The organism is Streptomyces sp. JW3 (assembly GCF_052216785.1).
GTDB lineage: Bacteria > Actinomycetota > Actinomycetes > Streptomycetales > Streptomycetaceae > Streptomyces.
The window spans coordinates 15,800-38,628 of the sequence record NZ_JBQOUX010000080.1; the positions used below are offsets into that span (position 1 = coordinate 15,800).

Below are 22,829 nucleotides of genomic sequence, written 5' to 3' on the forward strand. Positions count from 1 at the left end.
ATGCGTTCTGCGGACCGCTCGACCGACAGCGCCGCCGCACGGAGTCGTTCGAACGCGTCCCCATACACGCCGACCTACTCAGCGCCCTCAGCTACGTGGAGAGCGGGCGGCCGGACCGGGGGTCAAGAGGCACAGCTCGACGGTACACAGGCGCGCCGCGGTCCATGAAGCAAGCGTCAACCGGCGGGCGGCTGCTCGACGACGAACGACCCCTTGCCCCGCACCGTGACGATCAGTCCGCGCTGGACGAGGAGCTGCAGGGCCGCCCGCGCGGTCGGGCGCGACACCTCGAACTCCTCACAGATACCCGCCTCCGAGGGCACCCGGCGCCGGGGCGCATAGGTCCCGTCCGAGATCCGGGCGGCGAGTATCGCGGCGATCTGCTCGTACAGGGGCTCGGGTCCTTCGAGATCCACGGTCATATAACGACCCTATTTGACCTGTAACGATGCCTCTTGTCATACACGAACAGGTGACGACACCTGACAGCACCTAACAAGTGGAATTACTCTTCCCCTGCACAAAGACCCCGGCGAGGTTGTGGGACCTCCCGGGGCACGGTCACCAGCTACTGAGGAGCTGACAACAGTGCGCATTATCCACGCGCCCCTGCGGTGGACACTGAACCTGCTGCTACCCGGCACGGGATCCAGGCGGGCCGGTACGGCCACGCCACCCGCACGCCCCCGCACCGGTACCTGCCCGCTGGCCCGGGAGCGCGCCCGCCGGCGTCGTCACCGCGGCGTCATCCTCGCGGGAGGCCGGGCGTGAAGGCCGGCACCCCGCCCGAACCGGGCAGGTCCCGCCTGACGATCAGCACCTACCGCGTCACCGCCGAGGGACGACAGCACGGCCGCACCCAGGAGCGCCGCTACGACGCCGGCAGCGCCCCCGGACGGTTGCTCCCCGACTCCCTGACCTGGCCACCCTGCCGCTGCCCGCTCTGCCGAAGATTCTCGGAGCTGTCGTAACACCGCCCACCGCGCCCACCGGCCGAGAACGGGCGCCCGGACCTGAAATCCGGACGCCCGCCCCGTTCCTCCCCTACGAAAACGCGACGTCAGACGAGCTCATCGCATTCCGCTATTTTTCCGTCGTGCCCCGAAGGCGACAGGTACTTTCCGAACATCCAGCCGCTGTACCGGTCTTCGCGGTTGCTTTCCCCGACGTCCGAGTCCGGCTTGTCGCTCGGCCATTTCACCTGGTACCAGGTGGTACCACCGTCGGGCTCGCCGCCGTTGAAGCCCGAGTCCTCCTTGCAGATCACCCAGACGGTGTGGTTCTGCAGCACGATGCCGAGCCGGGCGGCCACGTCGGGGCCCGCGCAGTCGTCGACGTTGCACACCCGTACCTGAAGGCCCTCGTCGCGGCCGTCGATGTACGTGTTGACCACCTTGTAGCGCCACGGTCCGGCGGCCGCCGCCGGGGTCGGCACGCTGAAGTCGTCGAGCTTCTCCTCGGCCGCCGCCCCGGGGCAGTTGACGTCCCGGGCCTCGCCGATGATCTGGCAGCCGCCCGAACCGGTGGCGGTGCGGTCCCCGCCGTCCGACGATCCCTGACTCATCACGACGGCGGCCACCAGCGTCGCCGAGGCGGTGATGCCTGCGGCCCACAGGACTTTGTTCTTCTTGTTCACGTTCCCTCGCCTTTGAGGATGCCACGCAGCGGCGCACGCCGCTGCGCCAAGTAAAGCGCCCCGCAAAGGTTTCGGGACCGACTCGAAAGGCGCAGACCAATACAGAAAGAAAGCGCTCCCATTTTCACACTTCATCCATAAAGGCAGGCCAATCAAGATCGCTTTTCAGTTACTCTCGGGTTTACCTGACAGTAAGATCTTGAATATCCCCCTCACCGTGTGGCTAAGGTCACTCCCCTTCCAGGAAAAGTAAGGAGTGCGGCACATCCACACGCCTTTCACTACCACCGTTGCATAAATGCATATTCGGTTCCTGAGCGCCTCACTAAGAGATTCCATTCACTTTCGAACGTTCCCGCACACCGGCCACCACTCAGCACATCGAACGCTGCCCGCCCCAGGCCGCCCACGGTTCCCCGCCGAAGTCCGGCCCGAGTAGGCCGTCCATCGCGCCGTCCGCTTCGGCGTGCGTGCGCGGGCTTGACCATGACGCAGGGTGAACCCTCCACCCTTCCGCCAGGAGCTTCCTCGCAGCCGCCGGGAACAGCTCCGCGAAGGAGGAAGCAGATGACCATCACAGCGCCGTCGAGCACCGCTGCGGCGATTCACGTACAGGATCTTGAGAAGTCGTACGGCAAGCTCGACGTGCTGCGCGGCGTGAGTTTCGAGGTGGCGCGGGGCACCGTTCTCGCCCTGCTCGGCTCCAACGGGTCGGGCAAGACCACGACCGTGCGCATCCTCGCCACGCTCCTGAAGGCCGACGCGGGCACCGCGAGCGTCAACGGCTTCGACGTCGCCACCCGGCCGGCGAACGCCCGGGAGTCCATCAGCCTCACCGGACAGTTCGCCGCCGTCGACGAGATCCTCAGCGGCCGGGAGAATCTCGTACTCGTCGCCAGACTGCGCCACGTCAAGTGTCCGGGCACGGTCGCAGACGACCTGCTGAGGCGTTTCGCGCTGAGCGAGTCGGGCGCGCGCCGGGTGTCGACGTACTCGGGCGGGATGCGCCGCCGACTGGACATCGCGATGAGCCTTATAGGGAACCCGCCGGTGCTCTTCCTGGACGAGCCGACGACCGGCCTCGACCCCGAGGCACGCGTTGAGGTGTGGAACGCGGTCGGAGAACTGGCCGGCCACGGTACGACGGTGCTGCTCACCACGCAGTATCTGGAAGAGGCCGAGCACTTGGCGGACCGGATCGCCGTCCTCCATCGGGGCCGGATCATCGCGGACGGAACCCTCGCCGAACTCAAGCGGCTCTTCCCGCCCGCCGCGGTCGAGTACGTCGAGAAACAGCCGAGCCTGGAGGAGATCTTCCTCGCGCTCACCAGCGGCACCACCAACTGACGACCAGGGGACCAGGAATGGCCACGTACTTCTTCGGCGACACCGCCGTCCTCACCGGACGGACCCTGCGCCATGTCACCCGCAGCATCGACACCGTCATCACGACCGTCATCACCCCGGTCGCCATGATGCTGATGTTCGTCTACGTGTTCGGCGGCGCGATCGACACGGGCCCGGTCCGGTACGTGAACTACATGCTGCCCGGCATCCTGCTCATCACCATCGCGTCGGGCATCTCCTACACCGCATACCGGCTGTTCACCGACATGCAGAGCGGGATCTTCGACCGCTTCCACTCCATGCCGATCGCCCGGTCGGGCGCCCTGTGGGCCCACGTCCTCACCTCCCTGGTCGCCAACCTGGTCTCGCTCGTGATCGTCATGGGCGCCGCCCTGCTCATGGGCTTCCGCACGGGAGCCGGCGTACTGGCATGGCTCGCGGTGGCCGGCATCCTGTTCCTGTTCACCCTGGCGCTGACCTGGATCGCCGTGATTCCCGGACTCTGCGCGACGTCGGTCGAGGGCGCGGGGGTGTTCGCGTACCCCCTCCTCTTCCTGCCGTTCGTCAGCTCGGCGTTCGTACCGACCGGGACCATGCCCGGCCCGGTGCGCTGGTTCGCCGAGCACCAGCCGGTGACGTCGATCGTCGACACGATCCGTGACCTGTTCGCCCAGCGGCCGGTCGGCGACGGCATCTGGACCGCGTCGGCGTGGTGCGTCGGCATCCTCGTCGTGGCGTACGCCCTCGCGATGGCCGCCTATCGCCGGAAGATCGGCTGAGGCAGTCTGGGACCCATGCTCACCATCAGCAGGCTCGCGGCGTACGCCGGGGTGACGGTGCGGGCGGTACGCCACTACCACCGGATCGGACTGCTGCCGGAGCCCGAACGCGACCGGTCCGGCTACCGGACCTACGGCGCCGCCGCGGTCGTACGACTGATCCGCATCCGCACCCTGGCGGACGCCGGCGTGCCGCTGGCCCGGGTGCAGGAACTCCTCGACGCGAGCCCGGACGAGTTCGCCGAAGGCGTCCGGGTCATCGACAAGGAGCTGCGCGCGGAGATCCGGCGGCTGCGGCAGACCCGCGGCAGGCTGGCCCGGCTCGCCGCCGGGGAGCACCTGGCGCTCCCGCGAAGCGTCGTGGACTACCTCGACCGGCTGCGCGGTCTCGGCGTCGAAGAACGGTACATCGAGTTGGAACGGGACGCCTGGATCTTGATCGCCGCCCAAGTGCCGCACCAGATCGACGCCGTGATCGCCAAGAAGCACGAGGAGCTGGGCGACCCCGACACAGTGCGGCTCTACACCCTTCTGAGCCAGGCGCTCGACCGGTCTCCCGACGATCCGCTGATCAGCGAGATCGCCGACCTCCTGGAGCGTCTGATGATCCGCGCCTTCGCGGCCGGCGAGATGGGCCCCGACCCCTTCGACGACCCGTTCGTCGACCTGCTGGACACGACCATGGCCGAGGCCGCCCCGGGCGCCGAGCGGCTCCTGGCCATTCTGGAGGAACGGGGCTGGAGGGGCTGGACCCGCATCGAACGCGTGCGCGGCGACCGACCCGGCACCGAACCGCCGCCCTCGTGACCCCGGCACGCGGCCGGGGAACGGTACCGCTCCCGCCCCCGGGCCGGCCGGAACGGCCGCCGGACCGTGGACAGTCACGGGGCGGTCGGAAACCATGGCACGCATGCCTGCCTGAACCATCGGAGCCGAGCCCGTCCGCTACGCGGGCGTCGACGAGGTGATGCGGGAGTACGTCACCGAGTTGGGGCGGCGTGTACTGGGTCGCGCGGTGACAGCCGCGGAGCACAAGATGCCGGCCGGGGGTGATCGGCACCCTGGCTTCGGCCCGCCCGCCTGCGCTTTCCTCGTCGCACGCGGTGAGCGGGGCGAGTTCATGGGCTGCGCGGCCGTACGGCTGCTGACCGGCGCCGCTCCGGCGACCCCGGAATTCAAGCGACTGTACGTGCGCCCCGCCGGACGGGGGCGGGACTGGGCCGCGGCCTGCTGTTGGCCGCCGAGGAGACGGCCAAGCGCTTCGGCGCCGTCCGGCTCGTGTGCGAAACGAACACCCAGCTCACCGATGCCCGGACACTCTACGCCAGGCACGGCTACCGGGAGACCGGGCGTACGAGGGCCACGGCAGGGCGGATCACTGGTTCGCCAAGGATCTCCGCGCCGGACAGCGTGATCGCCACCGCTGGGGGGGGCGGCGGGGGCCTCGGCGGGCGTTAACAAGAATGTCGAACGATGTTAATTAACGACTCGTCAGATCCGACCTAGCATGATCTGGACGTGGAGATTCCGCCACGGCCTCGGGCTTCCTTTCCACTGGGCCTGCACATGAGCCGCACAGCTTGCCCATGTCGTGGAGGGTGCGCTCTTCGCGTCGCATCCGCCGGCAGCCGCGCGCCACCGCGCCACTCGACAGGGCCTCAATGAATCGTCAGGGCTGGTCCATCCGACGCAAGTTCACCGCGCTCCTCCTGCTCCCCCTGGTGTCGCTGGCCGCACTCTGCGGCTACGCCGCCTACCTGTCTCTCGGCAACGCGTTGACCCTCTCCCACGTGGACACCATCGGCAATCACCTCGCCGCCCCCCTCGGCCGCACGGTGGTGGCCCTCGAGAGCGAGCGGCGGGAAGCGGTCGTGGCGGCCACCGTGCCGGACGGCGACACCGCGTCACCGGATGCCGGGCGCGCGGCCAGCGACGCGGCGATAGCGGCGTTCCTGAAGGAGGCGCACGACGACGAGGTGCGCCGCGCGGAGAGCGACTCGGTGCGCGAGGGCGTCGACCGCGCCGAGGAGTCCCTCGCCACCCTGGCCGACATCCGGCGCGGGACGGACGCGGGCACCAGCACGCCGGATCAGGTCATGGCCGCCTACACGGGCATCAACGACGACATCGCCGAGGCGCTGCGGGCCATGACGATCCTCCCGGACGAGAGTGCTCAGGAGTTCGGCCAGGCCCTCTACACCCAGGTGCCCGCGGGCGACCTCCTCTCCCAGGAGGACGCGCTGATCTCGGCCACCGCCGCCACCCCCGACGGCCGGCTGAACGCCGCCACCTACCGCACCCTGGTCCAGACCATCGGCGCTCGGCGGCTGCTGAGTGCCGAGATGATCGCCCGGCTGCCCGCCGAACAGCGCAAGCCCTTCCTGGAGCTCGCCGCCCCCGGCGGGACGATGGCCAAGGTCACCGCCCTGGAGGACAGCCTCATCGACGCGGGCCCGACCGCCCGCTCACTCCCCTTCACCATCAAGGAGTGGCGTGCCGCCTACGACGCCACGGCCAAGGTGACCAGCACGACCGCCCTCGACTACATCGACCTGGTGTTCACCCGCACCGGACCGCCGGCCCACCGCGCGTTCGTCGAACTCGCCGTCGCGGGCTCGCTCGGCCTCGCCTCGCTGATCGTCTCGGTCGTGATGTCGATCCGTATGGCGCGCTCCCTCGTCGGTGACATCAACCGCCTCAACACCTCCTCGCGCAACCTCACCGACGACCAGCTCCGCGATGTCGTGGGCCGACTGCGCCGAGGGGAGACGGTGGACGTGCACACCGGCATGAAGAGCCCCGTCTTCGTCAACCGGGAGATGGCGGAACTGGGCGCCGCCTTCGACGCGCTGCAACGCACCGCCGTGGAACTCGCCCAGGAGGACGTCCGCCTGCACCAGGGCATCAACCAGCTCTTCGTCAACCTCGCCCGCCGCAGTCAGGTGCTCGTCCACCGGCAGCTCAGCCTGCTCGACGTGATGGAACGCCACGAGGAGGACGCCAACGCCCTGGACCGGCTCTTCGAACTCGACCAGCTCGCCACGCGCATGCGGCGCTACGCCGAGGGCCTGCTGATCGTCTCGGGTTCCGCGCCGGGCCGGTTCTGGCGCCGGGCGGTCCCCGCCGTGGACGTCGTACGCGGCGGCATCGCGGAGACCGAACAGTACGCGCGGGTCGTCGTACTGCCCGTGCCCGCGGTGGGCATCCAGGGCCGGGCCGCCGCCGACGTCATCCATCTGCTCGCCGAACTCGTCGAGAACGCGGAGGCGTTCTCGCCCTCCGACAGCGAGGTCCGGGTCAGCGCGGGCCGCGCGGCCAGTGGCCTGGTCATCGAGATCGACGACCGCGGTCTCGGTATGCCGCCCGAGGAACTGGCCGCGGCCAACCGGCGCCTCAGTGCCCCGCTGGACATCACCACCCTGGACAGCACCCGCCTCGGCCTGGTCACGGTGGGCCGCCTGGCCCACCGCCACGGCATCGAGGTGACCCTGCGCCGCTCGCCCTACGGTGGCGTCAACGCGGTGGTCCTCATCCCCGACGACCTGCTGGAGGAGAGCCGGCCCCAGGAGCGCCCGGCCCCGACGGACCACGAGGCCCTGACCCCGACAAGCCACCAGGCCCTGACCCCGGCGGCAACCGGCCAGCCGACACCCGCGCACGCGCACACGACGCCGGCCCCGGTGGCGACCCCGGCCCCCGCCCCCGCCCCCACCCCGACGGCAGCCCCGTCCCGCCCGGCACCGGCGCACCCCCGCCCCGCCCCCACGCCTCGCCCCGCCCCCGCGCCCGCCCCTGCCACAGGCTCCGTCCCGGTGCACGGCGGCATGATCGACGGCCTCCCGGTCCGCGTGCCCCAGGCTAATCTCTCGAACGAGGTCGCCGCGGCCGGCGGCACCGGCGGTCGCGGACAGCTCATGGACTGGGGCCGCACCGACTACGAGCGGCGCGTCGGCTCACCGGCGCCCGCGCCCGCACAGGTGCCGGGGCAGGCCGCGGCACCGGCACCGGCACCGGCAGCGGCAGCGGCCGGGATGCCGACGCACGGTCCGGCCGGCTCCCAGCCCTCCCCGGGCGAACGGCTCCGTGCACGGGTGACCGAACGCCCCGATCAGGTCCGTTCGATGATGTCCGCCCTCCAGGCGGGCGCGGCCCGCGCCCGGGTGGAGCAGTACGCCGTCCCCGGCGACCCGGCGGGCCGGCCGCGTGGTGACGCCCTCGGTCACGAGGCGCACACCGCTTTCCCCGCCCACATCCCCACTCCCAGAAAGCATGGTTGACAGCGTGGCTGACATGACCCAGGTCGGCCCGTCCGAGACGGGCTCCCCACTCGACTGGCTGCTGAGCGACATGGTGCGCAACGTGCCGGAGATCGGTCACGCCGTCCTGCTGTCCGCGGACGGGCTGCTGCTCGGCGCTTCCGAGGCACTCGACCGCGACAACGCCGAACGGCTCTCCGCGGTCGCCTCCGGTTTCCACAGTCTCGCCAAGGGCGCCGGCCGCCACTTCGGCGGCGGAGCGGTGCTCCAGACGGTGGTGGAGATGGAGGGCGGCTTCCTGTTCGTGTGCGCGGCGGGCGACAACTCCTGTCTGACCGCGCTGACCCGCCAGGGCGCGGACATCGGTGTCGTCGCCTACGAGATGGCCATGCTGGTCAAACGCCTCGGCTTCCACCTGTCGGTCGAAGGCCGATGACCCACGCGCAATGGGTGGACGAGGCGGCCGGCCCGGTGGTCCGCCCGTACGCCATGGTGCGAGGACGGACCCGTAACGAGGGCTACTTCTTCGATCTGGTGGCCTTCGTGGTCACGACGGACGACCCCGGCCCCCTTCAGCACGAGGTGGAGATGCAACCCGAGCATCGGGCGATCCTCACCCTGTGCCGCAGACCGCGCCCGGTGGGCGAGGTGGCGGCGCGGATGAACCTGCCGGTGGGGGTCGTGCGCGTCCTGCTCGGAGATCTCTTCAGCGCCCGGGCCATCCGGGTGCGACAGCCCGCCGACCCAGCGGCGCGGCCCAGCGTCCGCATGATCAGAGAAGTACTCGAAGGACTGCGCGCACTGTGAGTGTGAGACGGAAAGGCAAGCCCGCCATGACCGATATGTCGCGAACAGAGCTACCGGACGCCGCGAAGATCCTGGTGGCAGGGGGATTCGGGGCGGGGAAGAGCACGCTGGTCTCCACGGTCAGCGAGATCGTCCCCTTCCACACGGAGGAGACGCTGACCCGGTCCGGCGTCGACGTGGACGACCTGTCGGGTGTCGAACGCAAGAGCACGACCACGGTGGCCCTGGACTTCGGCCGGATCACCATCCACAACCGGCTCTCGCTCTTCCTGTTCGGCACTCCCGGTCAGGACCGCTTCTGGTTCATGTGGGACGAACTGGCCGCCGGGGCGCTCTGCGCGGTCGTCCTGGCCGACACCCGGAGGCTGCCCGACTGCTTCTCGGCAGTCGACTACTTCGAGCGCAGCGGACTGCCCTTCGTGGTCGCCGTCAACTGCTTCGAGGGCGCCCGTCGCTACCCGGCGGAGACGGTACGCCAGGCACTGGCGCTGGGCCCCCACGTACCGGTCCTGCTCTGCGACGCCCGCCTGCGCACCTCGGTCAAGGAGACGTTGATCCAGGCGGTCGAACATGTGCTGGCGGTGGAGACCCGGCGCGGGGCGGCGGTGTAGGGGACGACGAGCACACTGCGCGGCGTGGGGCACACTGGACGGCGTCCCACCTCCGACTACACATGGACATACGGTAGAAAAAATGGAGATACGCCCGGTCCCCTTCGACCACCCCGACGCCGTGAAGCTCAACGACGAGGTCCAGGCCGAGTACGCCGTCCGCTACGGCGACGACGGCGACGAGACCTACCTGGAACCGTCGCACTTCACGCCGCCGAACGGCCTGTACCTGATCGCGTACGACGAGGCCGACGTGCCCGTGGCGACCGGCGGCTGGCGGGCGCAGCAGGCCAACGAGGAGAACTACCGGGACGGCGACGCCGAGCTGAAGCGGATGTTCGTCATCGAGCAGATGCGCGGCCGGGGACTGGCCCGCCGCATCCTCGCCGCCCTGGAGGCGGACGCCCGCGCGGCGGGGCGCAGCCGGATGGTCCTGGAGACCGGCACCCAGCAGCCGGAGGCGGTGGCCCTGTACCTCTCCAGCGGCTACCAGCCGTGCGAGAAGTTCGGCTTCTACCGCTTCCACGACAGCAGCCTCTGCTACGCCAAGAATCTCTAGGCCCGCAGAAACGCCAGCACCGCCAGCACCCGCCGGTGCGTGTCGTCGCCCGGCGGCAGGTCCAGCTTGGCCAGGATGGAACCGATGTGCTTGCCGACGGCGGCCTCGGACACCACCAGCGTCCGGGCGATCGCCCCGTTGGACCTGCCCTCCGCGACCAGCGCCAGCACCTCGCGTTCGCGTGGGGTGAGCCGGGCCAGCGGATCGCGGCGCCGGCGCAGCAGTTGCCGTACCACCTCGGGGTCGACGACCGTGCCGCCGGCCGTGACGTCGCACAGGGCCGCCACGAAGTCCTCGACCTGGCCGACCCGGTCCTTCAGCAGATACCCGACGCCCGACCCGTCTCCCGAATCCAGCAGCTCGGCGGCGTAGGCGCGCTGCACGTACTGGCTGAGCACCAGCACCGGCAGTCCGGGCCGCTCCGCGCGCAGCGTCACCGCGGCCCGCAGCCCCTCGTCGTGCAGCCCCGGCGGCATCCGTACGTCCGTCACCAGCACGTCGGGGCCGTGCTCCCGCACCGCCGCGACCAGCGCGTCCGCGTCCCCGACCGCCGCGACGACCTCGTGTCCGAAGCGGGTGAGCAGGCCGGTCAACCCCTCGCGCAGCAGCACGCTGTCCTCGGCGAGGACTATCCGCAGGGATCGGGCGTCGGCCGGCAAGGGAGCTCCACTCGCAGCAGGGTCGGTCCGCCCGGCGGGCTGGACAGGGTGAGTCTGCCATCGAGCACCGACACCCGGTCCGCGAGCCCGGTCAGGCCGCTGCCGTGCTCCGGGTCCGCACCGCCGCGTCCGTCGTCGGCGACCTCCAGGACCAGCCGCCCGGCCGCCCACCCGCCGCGCACCTCGGCCCGGCCGGCCCCGCTGTGCCGGGCCACATTGGCCAGCGCCTCGCAGACCACGAAGTACCCGGCGGCCTCGACGGGAGGCGGCAGCCGCCCCGGAAGGTCCAGTTCCAGCTCCACCGGCACCGGGCTGCGGTCGGCGGCGTCGGCCACGGCGGCCGGCAGGCCGTAGTCGGCGAGCACCTTGGGATGGATCCCCTGGATGAGCGCGCGCAGGTCGGCCAGGGCCAGCTCGGCCTCCCGGTGCGCGCGGCCCAGTTGCGCGGCCAGCGGGCCCCCGGGCGGGGCGTCCAGGCGGGCCAGGCCGAGGGCGAGCCCGAGGGCGACCAGCCGCTGCTGGGCACCGTCGTGCAGATCGCGTTCGATCCGCCGCCGCTCCGCCTCGAAGGCGTCGACCAGCCGGGCCCGGGACCGGACGAGTTCGGAGACCCGGTCGCCGTCCGGGCCGGCGCACAGCACCACCCGCGCCAGCTCCGCCCGCGCCCCCGCCAGCGCCCCCAGCGCGTACGCCCCGGCGACCAGCAGCACCAGCCCCAGCGCGGCGGCCGCCGTGGCGGCGGGCCAGCCCTCGACGAGCCACACCTTCAGCACCTTCGCCTCGCCGTCGGCGGCGACCAGCGCGGGCGCCGCGACCATCGAGAGCGGGACCACCGTGCAGGCCGGCACCACCGCCGCGTCCAGCGGCCACAGGACGAAGCCGAGCAGGACCGCGTACCCGAGTTCCCGCCAGGTGGCCGGCTCCCGGACCCGCGTGGTCAGCCACGCCGGCAGTCCCGCCCGGCCGGGCGGCCGGTGCCGCCCGCCGGGCACCGGCCCCACCCCCGCCAGCCGCAGCCGGTGGCGCTCGACCGCGGCGACGGGTATCCCGGCCAGCGCGGTCAGCCCCAGCACCGGCAGCCCGATGACGACGACGGCCAGCGCGCCCCCGACCAGCACCCCGCTGACGATCACCACCAGCACGACCGCCCCGAACAACGCCCCGCTCACCAGGTACGCGACCGCCCGCCAGGGCCACCCCGACCCCAGGTACCCGCGCCCGCCGAGCGCCCCCCACATCGTCATGCGGATCACCGTACGGGCGGCCCACGGACCCTCACCATCACCGTGACCGGAGCCTCGGGGGTATGCCTGGCCCCACCCCGACTCTCGCCCCTGCCGCACTGACCGGACCCGTCCGCCCGGGATTGGCTAGGGCCATGGAAACCGACGCGATCGAACTGCGGGACGTCAGCAGGCGCTACGGCGCGGGGGGCGGCGGGGTGCGGGCCCTGGATGGTGTCTCGCTCGCCTTCCCCACCGGCACCTTCACCGCTGTGATGGGCCCGTCCGGCTCCGGCAAGTCGACACTGCTGCACTGCGCGGCGGGCCTGGACCGCCCCACCTCCGGGTCGATACGGCTCGGCGGGACGGAACCGACGGAGCTGACGGCGCTGAGCGAGCGACGGCTGACGCTGCTGCGCCGGGCCCGGATCGGGTTCGTGTTCCAGGCGTTCAACCTGCTGCCGGCGCTGACCGCCGAGCAGAACGTCGCCCTGCCGCTGCGCCTGGCGGGCAGGCGCCCACGCCGGGCGGAGGTACGGGAGGCGCTGCGCCGGGTCGGCCTCGCGGACCGCGCCCGGCACCGGCCGCCGCAGCTGTCCGGCGGCCAGCAGCAGCGCGTCGCGATCGCCCGCGCCCTGATCACCCGCCCCGAGGTGCTGTTCGGCGACGAACCGACCGGCGCGCTCGACACGGTGACCGGCCGGCAGGTCCTGTCCCTGCTGCGGGAGATGGTGGACGCCGACCGCCGCACGCTGGTCATGGTGACGCACGACCCGGTGGCCGCCGGGTACGCGGACCGGGTGGTGTTCCTGGTCGACGGCCGGGTGCACGGCGAGCTGACCGGCGGCGCCCCGGCCGGCGAGATCGCGGCCCGGATGGCCTCCCTGGAAGCGCACGACGCGCGGGCCGTGCCGTGCTGACCCTCGCCCTGGGCACCGTGCGCACGCTCCGGGTCCGCTGGACCGCCTTCGCCGGCGGTTTCGTCGCCCTCGCGCTCGGCGTCGCGCTGCTCACGGTGATGGGCCTGGCCCTGGCCTCGGCGGCGGACGCCCCAGGTCGCGCCCCGGAGCGGTTCGCCGCCGCGCCGGTGGTGGTGCGCGGCACGGACACGCTGCGCGTGCCGACCCCGGCCGGCGTACGCACCGCGCGGCTGGACCGTCCGCGCCCGGTACCGCCCGGCACGGTCGCCGCCCTGCGCGCGCTCGGCGCGGTCACCGAGGACCGCTCCTTCCCGGTGCGGATACCGGGAGAGTCCGGGGCGCTGGTCGGTCACCCGTGGTCGACGGCGGCCTTCGCCCCGTACGAGCTGACCGCGGGCCGGGCGCCGCGCGCCGCCGACGAGGTGGTCGTCACCGGCGGCCGGGCCGCGCCGGGCGACCGGCTGCGCACCGGGCACGGCCCGGTCCGGGTGGTGGGGACGGTGGCCGGCCGGGGCTTCGAGCGGGCCGTCTTCTACTCCGACGCGCGGGCCGCCCGGCTGGCCCCGGTCAGCACCCAGCTGGTGGTGGCCGCGGACCCGGCGGCGGTACGGCGGGCCGTGGGCGACCGGGCCCAGGTGCTGACCGGCGACGCGCGGCGCCTGGCGGACCCGGCACCGGACCGGGACCGGGCGGCGGTGACGGCCCTGAACTCCCTGTTCGGCACGGCGGGCGGGGTGGCCGCCTTCGTCTCCGTCTTCGTCGTGGCGTCGACGTTCGCGTTCACGGTCGCCCAGCGGCGCCGGGAGTTCGGGCTGCTGCGGCTGGCCGGCGCGACGCCGGGCCAGGTGCGCCGGACGGTGTACGCGGAGGCGCTGCTGATCGGCGTGGCGGCCTCGGCGGCGGGCTGTGCGCTCGGCGGGTACGCCGCCCCGCACCTGGCGGCCCGGACCGTGGCGGGCGGACTCGCCCCCGCCTGGTTCACCATCGGCGACCACACCTGGCCGTACCACGCGGCGTTCTGGACCGGTCTGGCGGTGGCGCTGTGCGGGGTGACCGCGGCGTCCTGGCGGGCGGGCCGCACCCGGCCGGCCGAGGCGCTGCGCGAGGCGTCGGCGGAGCACGGCGCCCGTGCCCGGGGCCGGCTGCTCGCCGGTACGGCGCTGCTGGCGACGGCTGCCGCGACCGCCGGGTGGGCGCTGCTGACCGACCCGGCCGACCTGCTGCACCGCAAGACGTACATCAGCCGCCCGATGCTGCTGATCACGGCGGTCGCCCTGCTCACCCCACCGCTGGCGGGCCCGCTGGTCCGGCTGCTGACCTGGCTGCCGGCCCGGCTGCCGGGCGGTCTGCTCGCGGATCTGGTCCGGGAGAACGCCACGGCGGCCGCCCGCCGCACCGCCGCCGTCGCGGCCCCGGTGCTGGTGACGGTGGCGTTGACGGGTTCGCTGCTCGGCGCGACGGCGACGCTCGACGCGGCGCGGGCGGCCGAGGCCCGTACCCGCACGACGGCCGACTTCGTGGTGACGGCGGACGGCGGCCTGGACGCGGCGACGGTACGGCGGCTGCGGGCCGTGCCCGGCACGGCGGCCGTCTCGGCCACCGCGGCCAGTTCGGTGTACGTCGTGGAGGAGGACGTGGCGCTGATCCGGTCCGCCGCCCGCGCGGCCGACCCGAAGGCGCTCGCCGCGACCACCCGGCTGCCGGTGACAGCCGGCTCGCTCACCGACCTCGACGACGACTCGATCGTCGTCAACGAGGAATGGGAACGGCACACCGTCGGGCAGCGCGTACCGGTCCGCCTCGCCGACGGCACCCGCCGCACCCTGCGGGTCGCCGCCGTCCTGGCCGTCGGCACGGGCGACAACGGCGTGTACGTCACCCCGGCCAACGCGCCGGGCGCCCCGGTGGACCGGGTGGAGGTGACAGTGGCGGCCGGCGCCGACCAGGAGACCGTGGCGGCCGGACTGCGAGCGGCGATCGGGTCCACGGACGGCCGGGTGACCACCGCCGCCGCCTGGCTGCGCGCCACCGCGCCCCGCACCGACGGCACCACCGGCCTCGGCTTCTTCCTGGTACTCGGCATCGCCCTGGTCTACGCGGCCATCGCGCTGGCCGGCACCCAGGTCATGGCGACGGCCGACCGGAGCCGCGAACTGGCCGCCCTGCGCCTGGCGGGCGCGACCACGCCCCAGGTCCTCGGCCTGGTCGCGGTGGAGGCGCTGACCGTGGCCGCCGCCGGCGCGCTGCTCGGCGTCCTGGTGGCGGCGCTGAACCTGCTGGGGATGGCCTGCGCCCTGACCCTGCTGTCGGCCCCGGCGGCCCCGGTCCTGCCATGGCCCGCCCTCGGCGCGGCCGCGGGCGCCTGCGCGCTGACCGCCGTGGTCTTCGCGGTGCTCCCGGCGGGCGGCGCTTCCCTCCTCGACCGCTGAACCGGCAGCACGCAGATCCCGCCCGACCAACCGATCGGACGGGATCTTGTCAATCGCTCCTGACATACAGTCAGAAGCAATGTCGCGGTGGGTGTTCACGAGTGGGGCTGACGTGCAGCGACAAGCGGCCCTGAAGATCGTTCCCCGTGTCGCCGTAGATCGTTACCCAGCGGCGAGGGAACCCGGGCTCGACCGCCTGCGACCGACCGTTCGCGAGGTGCGTAACCACACTCCACCGCTCCGCGCCCCCCTTCCGGGTGATGCGCCCAAGCGAGTTTCGAAGTAATTTCAAAGTCATGAGTACCGAGAGTGCAGCCGTGAACTTCTCCGAGCTGGTGAACAAGAACAAGCAGACGCTGGCCCGGCTCCAGGAAACGCCGAGACTGCTCCTGCATCGCAGAGACGGCGAGGATCTGGTCCTCACCACCGCGGCGCGGGCCGAACAGGACCAGACCGTGGTGTCGGCAGCCACCCGGATGCTGGCCGCGATGGCGCGCCGGGAGCCCGGCAGTATGGAACTGCTCCTCGACATACTGCCGGACGCCTTCCCCTGGGTGCGCTTCCTGCCCGAGGCCGATCTACACGCCTTCGCCGTCGAACTGGTCGACACCATGCGCGGCGCCGACTCACTCGGCAACAGCGCCTCCGTCGCCCAGTTGCTCATCGCCTGGCAACACACCGCCGAGGTCTACTCCGACCCCGAACTGCTGGCCGCGCTGACCAGAGACCACGGCGACGACTACGGCCCGGTACCGGACCCTCGGGACGTCGCATGACCGCGGGCCGCGGCGACCGTGCCGCGCCCCCGGCACCGGACGGCCACTGGGAAGTCCGCTTTGCTGACGCCGCCTCGGCCAAAGGCTGGGAGAGCCTCGCCCAGCAAGCCCGCGAGAACACCTGCCGCGCCTGGATCACCATGCGCACCGCCCCCAGACCGGCCACCGAGTCACCCCGGCACCACCCGCCTCAAGGGCGGTCTGGCGCATGGCACCCATCGCGGTCAGACCTGTGAGCAGTGGCAGATCGAGGTGACCGGCGGCGGCCGCATCTGGTACCTCCTCGACACCACCCGGGAGACCTGCTGGATCACCTTCGCAGGTACAGGGCACCCGCGAGCCACAGACCGACGCTGACAGCCGAGTGGGCGCCCTCTCAAGAGCGGCGGTGATGCACCTTGACCGCGGGTGCGGGTGCGGGTCGGTCCGTCCGGTGCCGACCGGCCCTGGAAGAGGAGGCTAGAACAGATCCCGGAAACGACGAAGATCCCGACCGATCATGAAGATCGGCGGGATCTCGTCAACCGCTCCCGAGCGAACTCAAGAACAGTCGTGCGGTGGACCTGAGGGGATTCGAACCCCTGGCCCCCTCGATGCGAACGAGGTGCGCTACCGGACTGCGCCACAGGCCCTTGCAACGAGTGAAACTCTAGCACCCCTCCCGGCCTGCTCAAAAATCCCTTCCGGAGCGGAGGGAGCAGCTGGACAGGCCCGGTGGGCTACTCGTTGGCGGCCTTCGGGCGGTCGCCGTCCTCGTACTGGTCGAACAGTGGGGTACGGCCCCGCTCCCGGGACCGGCGGGCCGACGCGGCGCGGCGGCCGCCCCGGCGGGCGGGACCCTGCGGCCGGTCCTCGCCACGCTCCTCGGCCCGCTCCTCGGCTCGGTCCGGCGCGGCGGACGGCTCGGCGTCGGACGTCGCGTCGGCGGCCGCCTCCCGGCGGTCCGGCGCGGCGGCGCTGGAGCGGGCGGAGCTCCACGCGTCGGGTGCCGAGAGGTCCACGCCGGCCGTGGCCCGGGGGGCGACCGGCGCGGTCACGTACGTCGGCAGCGGTACCGGCACCGGGTCCCAGCTCTCGCCCTGCCCGGGACGCCGCTGCCGCTCGCGCTGCTGGTCGACCCACTCGGCGTGGTCGGTCTGCTCGACCAGCGCCCGCCGGTCCGCGGCCAGCGCCGACAGGCCGGGGTCGGGCTGCGCGCCGGGCGCCTCGCGCGGCTCCTCGGCGTCGGGCTCGCCGTCGGCGTCGGCCGTGGCCGCCCGCCGGCGGGACTGGCGGCCGCGCTCGCGCAGCCGCTGGGCGGCGACCTCGGCGCGGCGGCGGTCCATCTGGAAGGCGAAACGGCGCCGCTCCTGCGCCCGGAGGTAGGCGATGTACGCGCTGAGCAGCACGGCCGGCACGGCGGGCGCCCACAGGAACGCCAGCCCGCCGACCGCGGCGACGACCGCGCCGAGCGTGAAGGCGAGGAAGAGCAGCACGGTGGTCCGGCGGCGGCGGGCGAGCGCCTTGACGCGTCTGGCGCGGGCCGCCGCGGCCTGGGCCGCCGCCCGGTCACCGGCGTCCCGCCGGGCGGGACGCTGTTCCCGCACGGCCGGGGCCGGGGGCTGCGGGGCCGGAGCCGGGGCCGGCCGGCGGACCTCCGGGCGGGTTCTGGACACGGCGAAGGCCCGGACGTCCACCGAGTCGGTGACGGCGTCCGGGTCGCCGGGGCCGGGCTCCCCCTCGTCGGTGGAGCGCGCCCGCAGGTCCTTGGCGTACCGGCGCTCCATGCCCGCCCGTCCGGACAGAAGCCGGATGGCGGTGCTGAAGCGTTCGGTCGGACGGGCCTCGTTCAGCTCGTCCTGCCTACGGAGCCACATCGGCACCAAGTAGGCGGCCCAGGCCCCGACGATGACTGCGTAGATGAGGCCGCTGCTGCTCACGCCTCACACGGTAGAGGGAGCTGCGCGAAGGGATCCGCCAATTGAGCCGGTGTGTCGCACGATCTGGCTGATATTTCAAAATTTTTTTCGGACCGGTGACAATTCCCGGACTCGAACGGCTCTAATTCGAACGTTTATTCAATTCCCGAGGTGTTCTGGGTCCGGCGCCGGTGCCAACGCCGCATGAGGCTCTCCGGGACCTCCTCCGCGGTCAGCGCGAAGACGAGGTGGTCGCGCCAGGCGCCGTCGATGTGCAGATAACGCGGGCGCAGGCCCTCCTCGCGGAATCCGAGTTTCTCCACGACCCGGCGGCTGGGGCCGTTCTCGGGGCGAATGCAGACCTCGATGCGGTGCAGGCCGACGGTGCGGAAACAGTGGTCGACGACGAGTGCCACGGCGGTCGGCATCACCCCGCGGCCGGCCACCGCCTCGTCCACCCAGTAGCCGACGTGTCCGGAGCACATCGAGCCCCAGGTGATCCCGGCGACGGTGAGCTGCCCGACCAGCCGGCCCTGGTACTCGATGACGAACGGCAGCATCCGGCCCGCGTTGGCCTCGGAGCGCAGGTGGCGGACCATCTGGCGGTAGGTCGGCCGGTGCGCGAGCGGGCCGCCGGGGCCGGGCGGCGGGATGGTGGCCTCCCAGGGCCGCAGCCAGTCCCGGTTGCGCCGGTTGACCTCGCGCCAGGCCCGCTGGTCACGCAGCTTTATCGGCCGCAGGACGACGTCGCCGTCCACCAGCTGCACCGGCCAGGATGGGCTGTTCAGCTCGCACCCCCACGGGTGTCGCCGGGTCTGGGGTGGTCGCCGCCGCGGAGCTGGTCGACGGCGTGCCGCAGCAGCGGTTCCAGTACGGCCAGTCCGTCCTTCACCCCGCCGGTGGACCCGGGCAGGTTGACGACGAGCGTGCCGCCCGCCACCCCGGCCAGGCCGCGGGAGAGCGCCGCGGTGGGCACCTTGTCGCGGCCCTGCGCCCGGATCGCCTCCGCGATGCCCGGCACCTCGCGGTCGAGCACCGCGCGGGTCGCCTCGGGGGTGCGGTCGGTGGGTGACAGGCCGGTGCCGCCGGTGGTGACGATCACGTCGTACCCGGCGTCGACCCCGGCGCGCAGGGCGGCCTCGACCGGCTCGCCGTCGGGCACGACCTGCGGGCCCTCGACGGTGAACCCGAACCGGGTGAGGCCCTCGGCGATGAGCGGACCGCCCTGGTCCGCGTAGATTCCGGCGGCGGCCCGGTTGGAGGCGGTGACCACCAGGGCGCGGTACGGGGCGGGCAGCGCCCCGCCGGCCGGCGCGCCGGCCGTCATGACCGGCTCCAGTCGCCCGACTTGCCGCCCGTCTTCTCCTCCACCCGCACGTCCGTGATGACCGCTCCCTTGTCGACCGCCTTCACCATGTCGATCACGGTGAGCGCGGCGACGGAGACCGCGGTGAGCGCCTCCATCTCGACGCCCGTGCGGTCCGTGGTCTTCACGGTGGCCACGATCTCCACGGCGTCGTCCGCGACCGACAGGTCCAGTGTCACACCCGACACCGACAACGGGTGGCACAGCGGGATCAGGTCGGGGGTGCGCTTGGCTCCCATGATGCCCGCGATCCGGGCGGTGGCCAGCGCGTCGCCCTTGGGGACGCCCGCGCCACGCAGCAGCTCGACGACCTCGGGGGCGACCAGGACCCGGCCGCTGGCGCGGGCGGTGCGGGCGGTCACGTCCTTCTGCGAGACGTCGACCATACGGGCGGCGCCCGCCTCGTCGATATGGGTCAGTCGGTCCTGCGTGCTCATGACGTGTGCGGCGCTCCCGGTCCGGGCCCGCGCGGTGCGGCTCGCGGGCCAGTTGTGCGCGACACGCTACCCCCATGCCGACGCGCGCACCGGGGCAGGACCGCCCTGCGGACGCCCGCGCGGACACTCAGCCGAGCAGCACGACCTCGACCTCGGTGCCGGGCTCCACGCTCACCACGTCCTCGGGTACGACGATCAGCGCGTCGGCGTGCGCCAGCGCGGCCACCAGGTGCGAACTCGCGCCGCCGACCGGGGCGACCGAGCCGTCCGCGTACGTGCCGCGCAGGAACTGCCGGCGGCCCTTGGGCGAGGTCAGCGCCTTGTCGGTGGTGAGGGTGGCGGTGGTGCGGGGGCGGTGCGCGTCCGGCAGGCCCATCAGGGTGCGGATCGCGGGGCGGACGAACAGCTCGAAGGAGACGTACGAGGAGACCGGGTTGCCCGGCAGGGCGAGCAGCGGGGTGTGGTCGGGGCCGACCGAGCCGAAGCCCTGGGGCTTGCCGGGCTGCATGGCGAGCTTGCGGAACTCGACGCCGCTGCCCGGCTCGTCCTCGTCGGCGACGTGCGCGAGGGCCTCCTTGACGACGTCGTATGCGCCGACGCTCACCCCGCCGGTGGTGACCATGAGGTCGGCGCGCACCAGCTGGTCCTCGATGGTGGCGCGCAGCGTCTCGGCGTCGTCGGCGACGGCGCCGACCCGGTAGGCGATGGCGCCGGCGTCGCGGGCGGCGGCGGTGAGCGCGAAGCTGTTGGAGTCGTAGATCTGGCCGTGGGTCAGCTGCTCGTCGGGCTGGACGAGTTCGCTGCCGGTGGACAGGACGACCACGCGGGGGCGGGGGCGGACCCGGACCCGGCCGCGGCCGATCGCGGCGAGCAGGCCGAGCTGCGGCGGACCGAGGACGGTGCCGGCGCTCAGCGCGCGGTCGCCGGCCCGGACGTCGCTGCCGGCCGCGCGGACGTGCGCGCGGGCCTCGGCCGGGCGGTACACGTAGACCTGGCCCTCGGCGCCCTCGGGGGCCGCGCTGCGGGCCCGCATGCCGGTGACCGGGCCCGCGCCGAGGCCGCCGTCGGTCCACTCCACCGGCACCACGGCCTCGGCGCCGGGTGGCAGCGGGGCGCCGGTCATGATGCGGGCGGCCTGGCCGGGGCCGACCCGGAGCTGGTCGCCGGCGCCCGCGGCGACGTCCCCGATCACCTCCAGGCAGGCCGGGAACTCCTCGCTGGCACCCGCGACGTCCGCGACCCGTACCGCGTAGCCGTCCATGGAGCTGTTGTCGAACGGCGGCAGGGAGACCGGCACCGTGACGTCCTCGACCAGGACGCAGCCCTGGGCCTCCAGGAGGTTCAGCTCGATGGGGTCCAGCGGGCGGACCGTGGCGAGGATGTCCTCCAGGTGGTCCTCCACCGACCACAGCCGGTCCTCGGCGGGTGCGTCGGGACCGTCCTGGCCGGCGGTGCGGGGTGCGGGGGTGCTCAACGTCGTTACATCTCCTCGGCTACGTAACTGCGAAGCCAGGTCCTGAAGTCCGGGCCCAGGTCTTCACGTTCGCATGCGAGTCTGACAATGGCACGCAGGTAGTCGCCGCGGTCGCCGGTGTCATAGCGGCGGCCCTTGAAGACGACGCCGTGCACCGGACCGCCGACCTTCTCGTCGGTGGCGAGCTGCTGGAGGGCGTCGGTGAGCTGAATCTCGCCGCCGCGGCCGGGCTCGGTCCGGCGCAGTATGCCGAAGACGTGCGGGTCGAGGACGTAGCGGCCGATGACGGCGTAGTTCGAGGGCGCGTCGGCCGGGTCGGGCTTCTCGACCAGGCCGCTGACCTTGACGACGTCGCCGTCCTCGGTCGTGTCGACGGCGGCGCAGCCGTAGAGGTGGATCTGCTCGGGGGCGACCTCCATGAGCGCGATGACGCTGCCGCCGTACTGCCCCTGGACCTCGATCATGCGCTGGAGCAGGGGGTCGCGCGGGTCGATCAGGTCGTCGCCGAGGAGGACCGCGAAGGGCTCGTCGCCGACGTGCGGGGCGGCGGCCAGCACGGCGTGGCCGAGGCCCTTGGGGTCGCCCTGGCGGACGTAGTGGATCATCGCGAGGTCGCTGGACTCCTGCACCTTGGCCAGCCGGTCGGCGTCGCCCTTCTTCTGGAGAGCCGACTCCAGCTCGTAGTTGCGGTCGAAGTGGTCCTCCAGGGGGCGCTTGTTGCGGCCCGTCACCATGAGGACGTCGTCGAGACCGGCGGCCACGGCCTCCTCGACCACGTACTGGATCGCCGGCTTGTCCACGACCGGCAGCATCTCCTTGGGAGTGGCCTTGGTGGCCGGCAGAAACCGGGTGCCCAGACCCGCTGCGGGGATGACAGCCTTGCTGATCCTGGGGTGCGACTGAGTCATGTCCGCCACCATATCCGCTGCCTTCACAGGGAATCAGCACCTGTGGAGAGACCGTGCTCATATGAGCACATTGGAACAAGTACGGAACAGTACGGGAGTGCCCTTGAGTGCGAACGGACCCGCCGACGAGCCTGACAAGCGCACCTTGCGGCGCGAAATCCTCGCGGTGAGGAACAGGTTGACGGGCGATGACCTGCGGGTGGCGGAGGCGGCGTTGGCCGACCGGGCGCTCGGGCTGGCGGAGCTGGCGAGGGCGCGCACGGTGGCGGCGTACGTCTCGGTGGGCGCCGAGCCGGGCACCCGCGCGCTGCTCGACGCGCTGTGCGCGCGGGGGGTCCGGGTGCTGCTGCCCGCCCTGCTGCCGGACGGCGACCTGGACTGGGGCGAGTACACCGGCGCGGGCTCGCTCGCGCGGGTGCGGCACGGCGGGCGGATGGAGCTGCTGGAGCCCGCCGGGCCGCGGCTGGGACCGGCGGCGGTGACGGCGGCCGACGTGGTGCTGCTGCCCGGGCTCGCGGTCGACGGGCGCGGCCTGCGGCTGGGGCGCGGCGGCGGCTCCTACGACCGGGTGCTGGCCCGGCTGGCGCGGGCGGGGGCGGCCCCGGCGCTGGTGGTGCTGCTGTACGGCGCGGAGGTCGTCGCGCGGGTGCCGGTGGAGCCGCACGACCGGCCGGTGGACGCGGTGGTCACACCGGAGGGGGTGCGGCGGTTCCGCTGAGCCCCGGGGAGACATGGGAGGGGGCG

Annotated in this window: 24 protein-coding genes and 1 tRNA gene; 14 read left to right on the plus strand and 11 right to left on the minus strand. The window is 72.8% G+C overall.

From position 1 onward, the window contains the following. Window positions 1-176 precede the first annotated feature (176 nt). Entirely contained in the window at window positions 177-422 is a 246-nt protein-coding gene (locus ACTT8P_RS27250) for a GntR family transcriptional regulator (protein ID WP_442834405.1), read from the minus strand. A 345-nt stretch (window positions 423-767) separates the two neighbouring features. On the opposite strand from ACTT8P_RS27250, the gene ACTT8P_RS27255 reads away from it, so the two are divergent. Continuing rightward, on the plus strand, window positions 768-971 hold the full coding sequence (locus ACTT8P_RS27255; protein ID WP_442834406.1) for a hypothetical protein: 204 nt from the start codon (window positions 768-770) through the stop codon (window positions 969-971). 89 nt (window positions 972-1,060) lie between these two features. On the opposite strand, the gene ACTT8P_RS27260 is transcribed toward ACTT8P_RS27255, so the two are convergent. After that, entirely contained in the window at window positions 1,061-1,636 is a 576-nt protein-coding gene (locus ACTT8P_RS27260) for a hypothetical protein (protein ID WP_442834407.1), read from the minus strand. Between the two features lie 567 nt (window positions 1,637-2,203). Between ACTT8P_RS27260 and ACTT8P_RS27265 the strand changes: the two genes are divergently transcribed. From ACTT8P_RS27265 to ACTT8P_RS27305, 9 genes are all read left to right on the plus strand, one after another. Further along, a complete protein-coding gene (locus ACTT8P_RS27265; protein ID WP_442834408.1) occupies window positions 2,204-2,983 on the plus strand; it encodes an ABC transporter ATP-binding protein in 780 nt (259 codons plus the stop codon). Between the two features lie 17 nt (window positions 2,984-3,000). Beyond that, window positions 3,001-3,762, plus strand: a complete 762-nt coding sequence (locus ACTT8P_RS27270) for an ABC transporter permease (RefSeq protein WP_442834409.1) — start codon at window positions 3,001-3,003, stop codon at window positions 3,760-3,762. Window positions 3,763-3,777: 15 nt separating this feature from the next. Then, window positions 3,778-4,569: a helix-turn-helix domain-containing protein gene (locus ACTT8P_RS27275; protein ID WP_442834410.1), complete on the plus strand. Its 792-nt coding sequence runs from the start codon at window positions 3,778-3,780 to the stop codon at window positions 4,567-4,569. A 426-nt stretch (window positions 4,570-4,995) separates the two neighbouring features. Next, complete coding sequence (locus ACTT8P_RS27280) at window positions 4,996-5,220, plus strand: hypothetical protein (RefSeq protein WP_442834411.1); 225 nt, start codon at window positions 4,996-4,998, stop codon at window positions 5,218-5,220. Between the two features lie 203 nt (window positions 5,221-5,423). After that, window positions 5,424-8,039 carry a sensor histidine kinase gene (locus ACTT8P_RS27285; protein ID WP_442834412.1) on the plus strand — a complete coding sequence of 872 codons (2,616 nt, stop codon included), beginning with the start codon at window positions 5,424-5,426 and terminating at the stop codon, window positions 8,037-8,039. A gap of 13 nt (window positions 8,040-8,052) precedes the next feature. Next, window positions 8,053-8,454 carry a roadblock/LC7 domain-containing protein gene (locus ACTT8P_RS27290; RefSeq protein ID WP_442834427.1) on the plus strand — a complete coding sequence of 134 codons (402 nt, stop codon included), beginning with the start codon at window positions 8,053-8,055 and terminating at the stop codon, window positions 8,452-8,454. After that, window positions 8,451-8,825, plus strand: coding sequence for a DUF742 domain-containing protein (locus tag ACTT8P_RS27295; RefSeq protein WP_442834413.1), 375 nt, complete (start codon window positions 8,451-8,453; stop codon window positions 8,823-8,825). The genes ACTT8P_RS27290 and ACTT8P_RS27295 overlap by 4 nt, the downstream gene beginning before the upstream one ends. Window positions 8,826-8,860: 35 nt before the next feature. After that, window positions 8,861-9,436 carry a GTP-binding protein gene (locus ACTT8P_RS27300; RefSeq protein WP_442834414.1) on the plus strand — a complete coding sequence of 192 codons (576 nt, stop codon included), beginning with the start codon at window positions 8,861-8,863 and terminating at the stop codon, window positions 9,434-9,436. 82 nt (window positions 9,437-9,518) lie between these two features. Further along, window positions 9,519-9,995: a GNAT family N-acetyltransferase gene (locus ACTT8P_RS27305; RefSeq protein WP_442834415.1), complete on the plus strand. Its 477-nt coding sequence runs from the start codon at window positions 9,519-9,521 to the stop codon at window positions 9,993-9,995. Here ACTT8P_RS27305 and ACTT8P_RS27310 read toward each other — a convergent pair. Together ACTT8P_RS27310 and ACTT8P_RS27315 are read right to left on the minus strand one after the other, a co-directional pair. Continuing rightward, window positions 9,992-10,654: a response regulator gene (locus ACTT8P_RS27310; protein ID WP_442834416.1), complete on the minus strand. Its 663-nt coding sequence runs from the start codon at window positions 10,652-10,654 to the stop codon at window positions 9,992-9,994. The genes ACTT8P_RS27305 and ACTT8P_RS27310 overlap by 4 nt on opposite strands. Beyond that, window positions 10,624-11,892 carry a sensor histidine kinase gene (locus ACTT8P_RS27315; protein WP_442834428.1) on the minus strand — a complete coding sequence of 423 codons (1,269 nt, stop codon included), beginning with the start codon at window positions 11,890-11,892 and terminating at the stop codon, window positions 10,624-10,626. The genes ACTT8P_RS27310 and ACTT8P_RS27315 overlap by 31 nt, the downstream gene beginning before the upstream one ends. A 140-nt stretch (window positions 11,893-12,032) precedes the next feature. Between ACTT8P_RS27315 and ACTT8P_RS27320 the strand changes: the two genes are divergently transcribed. From ACTT8P_RS27320 to ACTT8P_RS27330, 3 genes are all read left to right on the plus strand, one after another. After that, window positions 12,033-12,797 carry an ABC transporter ATP-binding protein gene (locus ACTT8P_RS27320; protein ID WP_442834417.1) on the plus strand — a complete coding sequence of 255 codons (765 nt, stop codon included), beginning with the start codon at window positions 12,033-12,035 and terminating at the stop codon, window positions 12,795-12,797. Continuing rightward, complete coding sequence (locus tag ACTT8P_RS27325; RefSeq protein ID WP_442834418.1) at window positions 12,791-15,226, plus strand: ABC transporter permease; 2,436 nt, start codon at window positions 12,791-12,793, stop codon at window positions 15,224-15,226. The genes ACTT8P_RS27320 and ACTT8P_RS27325 overlap by 7 nt, the downstream gene beginning before the upstream one ends. A 296-nt stretch (window positions 15,227-15,522) precedes the next feature. Then, window positions 15,523-16,002 carry a hypothetical protein gene (locus ACTT8P_RS27330; protein ID WP_442834419.1) on the plus strand — a complete coding sequence of 160 codons (480 nt, stop codon included), beginning with the start codon at window positions 15,523-15,525 and terminating at the stop codon, window positions 16,000-16,002. A gap of 558 nt (window positions 16,003-16,560) precedes the next feature. Here the strand turns inward: ACTT8P_RS27330 and ACTT8P_RS27335 are convergent. From ACTT8P_RS27335 to galU, 7 genes are all read right to left on the minus strand, one after another. Continuing rightward, window positions 16,561-16,634, minus strand: a tRNA-Ala gene (locus ACTT8P_RS27335). A gap of 87 nt (window positions 16,635-16,721) precedes the next feature. Beyond that, complete coding sequence (gene sepX / locus ACTT8P_RS27340; RefSeq protein WP_442834420.1) at window positions 16,722-17,921, minus strand: divisome protein SepX/GlpR; 1,200 nt, start codon at window positions 17,919-17,921, stop codon at window positions 16,722-16,724. 134 nt (window positions 17,922-18,055) lie between these two features. Beyond that, window positions 18,056-18,667, minus strand: coding sequence for a GNAT family N-acetyltransferase (locus tag ACTT8P_RS27345; RefSeq protein WP_442834421.1), 612 nt, complete (start codon window positions 18,665-18,667; stop codon window positions 18,056-18,058). A gap of 17 nt (window positions 18,668-18,684) precedes the next feature. After that, window positions 18,685-19,227, minus strand: a complete 543-nt coding sequence (locus tag ACTT8P_RS27350; protein ID WP_442834422.1) for a MogA/MoaB family molybdenum cofactor biosynthesis protein — start codon at window positions 19,225-19,227, stop codon at window positions 18,685-18,687. Further along, a complete protein-coding gene (gene moaC, locus ACTT8P_RS27355; protein WP_442834423.1) occupies window positions 19,224-19,703 on the minus strand; it encodes a cyclic pyranopterin monophosphate synthase MoaC in 480 nt (159 codons plus the stop codon). Before moaC ends, ACTT8P_RS27350 begins: the two co-directional genes overlap by 4 nt. A 127-nt stretch (window positions 19,704-19,830) precedes the next feature. After that, on the minus strand, window positions 19,831-21,177 hold the full coding sequence (gene glp / locus ACTT8P_RS27360; protein WP_442834424.1) for a molybdotransferase-like divisome protein Glp: 1,347 nt from the start codon (window positions 21,175-21,177) through the stop codon (window positions 19,831-19,833). A 5-nt stretch (window positions 21,178-21,182) separates the two neighbouring features. Further along, window positions 21,183-22,085, minus strand: a complete 903-nt coding sequence (galU, locus tag ACTT8P_RS27365) for a UTP--glucose-1-phosphate uridylyltransferase GalU (RefSeq protein WP_361156689.1) — start codon at window positions 22,083-22,085, stop codon at window positions 21,183-21,185. Window positions 22,086-22,188: 103 nt separating this feature from the next. On the opposite strand from galU, the gene ACTT8P_RS27370 reads away from it, so the two are divergent. Then, window positions 22,189-22,803: a 5-formyltetrahydrofolate cyclo-ligase gene (locus tag ACTT8P_RS27370; protein ID WP_442834425.1), complete on the plus strand. Its 615-nt coding sequence runs from the start codon at window positions 22,189-22,191 to the stop codon at window positions 22,801-22,803. The last annotated feature ends 26 nt before the right edge of the window (window positions 22,804-22,829 follow it).

What these genes read in the sequence shown, in the direction of transcription:
- ACTT8P_RS27250 (WP_442834405.1), bottom strand. Translation starts at nt 422, where the DNA reads ATGACCGTGGATCTCGAAGGACCCGAGCCCCTGTACGAGCAGATCGCC.
- ACTT8P_RS27265 (WP_442834408.1), top strand. Translation starts at nt 2,204, where the DNA reads ATGACCATCACAGCGCCGTCGAGCACCGCTGCGGCGATTCACGTACAG.
- ACTT8P_RS27270 (WP_442834409.1), top strand. Translation starts at nt 3,001, where the DNA reads ATGGCCACGTACTTCTTCGGCGACACCGCCGTCCTCACCGGACGGACC.
- ACTT8P_RS27275 (WP_442834410.1), top strand. Translation starts at nt 3,778, where the DNA reads ATGCTCACCATCAGCAGGCTCGCGGCGTACGCCGGGGTGACGGTGCGG.
- ACTT8P_RS27285 (WP_442834412.1), top strand. Translation starts at nt 5,424, where the DNA reads ATGAATCGTCAGGGCTGGTCCATCCGACGCAAGTTCACCGCGCTCCTC.
- ACTT8P_RS27290 (WP_442834427.1), top strand. Translation starts at nt 8,053, where the DNA reads ATGACCCAGGTCGGCCCGTCCGAGACGGGCTCCCCACTCGACTGGCTG.
- ACTT8P_RS27295 (WP_442834413.1), top strand. Translation starts at nt 8,451, where the DNA reads ATGACCCACGCGCAATGGGTGGACGAGGCGGCCGGCCCGGTGGTCCGC.
- ACTT8P_RS27300 (WP_442834414.1), top strand. Translation starts at nt 8,861, where the DNA reads ATGTCGCGAACAGAGCTACCGGACGCCGCGAAGATCCTGGTGGCAGGG.
- ACTT8P_RS27305 (WP_442834415.1), top strand. Translation starts at nt 9,519, where the DNA reads ATGGAGATACGCCCGGTCCCCTTCGACCACCCCGACGCCGTGAAGCTC.
- ACTT8P_RS27315 (WP_442834428.1), bottom strand. Translation starts at nt 11,892, where the DNA reads ATGTGGGGGGCGCTCGGCGGGCGCGGGTACCTGGGGTCGGGGTGGCCC.
- ACTT8P_RS27320 (WP_442834417.1), top strand. Translation starts at nt 12,033, where the DNA reads ATGGAAACCGACGCGATCGAACTGCGGGACGTCAGCAGGCGCTACGGC.
- ACTT8P_RS27330 (WP_442834419.1), top strand. Translation starts at nt 15,523, where the DNA reads ATGAGTACCGAGAGTGCAGCCGTGAACTTCTCCGAGCTGGTGAACAAG.
- ACTT8P_RS27350 (WP_442834422.1), bottom strand. Translation starts at nt 19,227, where the DNA reads ATGACGGCCGGCGCGCCGGCCGGCGGGGCGCTGCCCGCCCCGTACCGC.
- moaC (WP_442834423.1), bottom strand. Translation starts at nt 19,703, where the DNA reads ATGAGCACGCAGGACCGACTGACCCATATCGACGAGGCGGGCGCCGCC.
- galU (WP_361156689.1), bottom strand. Translation starts at nt 22,085, where the DNA reads ATGACTCAGTCGCACCCCAGGATCAGCAAGGCTGTCATCCCCGCAGCG.